The sequence below is a fragment of the Stenotrophomonas sp. TEPEL genome (assembly GCF_004348785.1).
Classification (GTDB): Bacteria; Pseudomonadota; Gammaproteobacteria; order Xanthomonadales; family Xanthomonadaceae; genus Stenotrophomonas; species Stenotrophomonas indicatrix.
Window position 1 is genome coordinate 601235 of record NZ_QQXJ01000001.1, and the last position, 451, is coordinate 601685.

Here is a 451-nt window from a genome sequence, read left to right on the forward strand (position 1 = left end):
CTGCAAGTACGTCCATGTAAGCTCGGTCGCCGCATCCATGCGGCTCACGCCCCCGCAACCGGACCCACCCCGCCTTCGACAGATTNCCGCGNTCTGTTGGAANGGCTCTTGGGGTCAGATCCGNTTTCCNANGGAAAACGGATCTGACNCCAGATNNANTTCGATATCTGAAAGAGATTCATCCACGCATNGCGTGNATCTACCGTGTCGACCAAGGTCGACACCTACCAACAGCNGTCGGAATCTGTCAGAGGNGGGGCGGTGTCGGAGTGCGGGGTGTCCGCGGCATGGATGCCGCGGCCAAGCCTTATCTGATTGGAATCTGGCAACGTAGGTGTCGAGAGCCGGCGTGGGCCGCCGTGTAAGCCTGGATCTCGACGATCGCCTTGTAGCTTGGCGCCCACGCCGGAATCTCCCTTGATCCGCCCGAACAGTTGCTGGAGCTGACACT